Consider the following 1,442-nt stretch of genomic DNA (forward strand, 5'->3'; position numbering starts at 1 on the left):
AGGCAGCCTGGACGGCGAAGCCACGTTGAAACGGACCCTCACGGCTAAACACCTCATCCTGCTTGGCGTGGGTGCGGTGATCGGCGCAGGCATCTTCGTGCTGACCGGCCAGGCTGCGGCCAACCACGCCGGCCCGGCAGTGATGCTGTCGTTCGTCATCGCCGGTTTCGCGTGCGCCCTGGCGGGCCTGTGCTACGCCGAGTTCGCAGCGATGATGCCGGTCTCCGGCAGTGCCTACTCCTATTCCTATGCCACCCTCGGCGAAGGCATGGCCTGGTTCATCGGCTGGTGCCTGGTGCTGGAGTACCTGTTCGCCTCGGCCTCGGTCGCGGTGGGCTGGTCGGCGTACCTGATCAGCTTCATCACCACCACGTTGCACATGCCGTTCCCGGATGCGCTCAGCGCAGCTCCCATTGCCTGGACCGGCAGCGAGTTCATCGCCTCGGGCAAGCTGTTCAACCTGCCGGCGGTGCTGATCGTCGCGGCGGTGTCCGGCCTGCTGTACGTGGGCGTGACCCAGTCGGCCTTCGTCAACGCGATCATCGTGGCGATCAAGGTCACCGTCATTTGCCTGTTCATCGGCATCGGCGCGGCCCACATCGATCCGGCCAACTGGCAACCGTTCATCCCGGAAAACACCGGCGTGGCGGGTGAGTTCGGCTGGAGCGGCGTGTTCCGTGCGGCAACGATCGTGTTCTTCGCCTACATCGGCTTCGATGCGGTCTCCACCGCCGCCGGCGAAACCAAGGACCCGCAGCGCAACATGCCGATCGGCCTGCTCGGCTCGCTGGCGGTATGCACCATTGTCTACATCATCGTCTGCGCGGTACTGACCGGCATGATGCCGTACCACCTGCTGGGCACCGACAAGCCGGTAGCCACCGCGCTGGAGCCCTACCCGACCCTGGCCTGGCTGAAGACGCTGGTCGAGATCGGTGCCATCGCCGGCCTGTCCTCGGTGGTGCTGGTGATGATGATGGGCCAGACCCGCATCGCCTACACCATCTCCCGCGACGGCCTGCTGCCGAAGTTCTTCGGCAAGGTACATGCCCGCTTCCGCACCCCCTACGTCGCCACCATCGTGGTCGGCGTGATCGCCGCCGCACTGGCCGGCCTGGTGCCGCTGAACGTGCTGGGCGAACTGGTGTCGATGGGTACCCTGCTGGCCTTCGCCACGGTCTGCATCGGCGTGCTGGTACTGCGCTATTCCAAGCCGGACCTGCACCGCCCGTTCCGCGTGCCGGCGGTGTGGATCATCTGCCCGCTCGGCGCGGCCACTTGCCTGTTCCTGTTCTGGCAGGCCTTCGTGGTGCATTGGCACCTGTTCGTTGGCTGGACCCTGCTCGGCCTGCTGATCTACCTGGGCTACGGCATCCGCAACAGCAAGCTGGCCAAGTCCTCCTGATCCGCCTACGGGCCGGCCCTGCGCCGGCCCGTCCGTT

Annotated in this window: 1 protein-coding gene; it reads left to right on the plus strand. The window is 66.2% G+C overall.

The window, feature by feature from the left end:
- Positions 1-1,405, plus strand: a 1,405-nt coding sequence (locus V9K93_RS20775; RefSeq protein WP_337303139.1) for an amino acid permease, incomplete at its 5' end; no start/stop codon positions are given.
- Positions 1,406-1,442 lie beyond the last annotated feature (37 nt).

The organism is Stenotrophomonas sp. CCNWLW162, assembly GCF_037203745.1.
GTDB classification, from domain to species: Bacteria; Pseudomonadota; Gammaproteobacteria; order Xanthomonadales; family Xanthomonadaceae; genus Stenotrophomonas; species Stenotrophomonas maltophilia_AQ.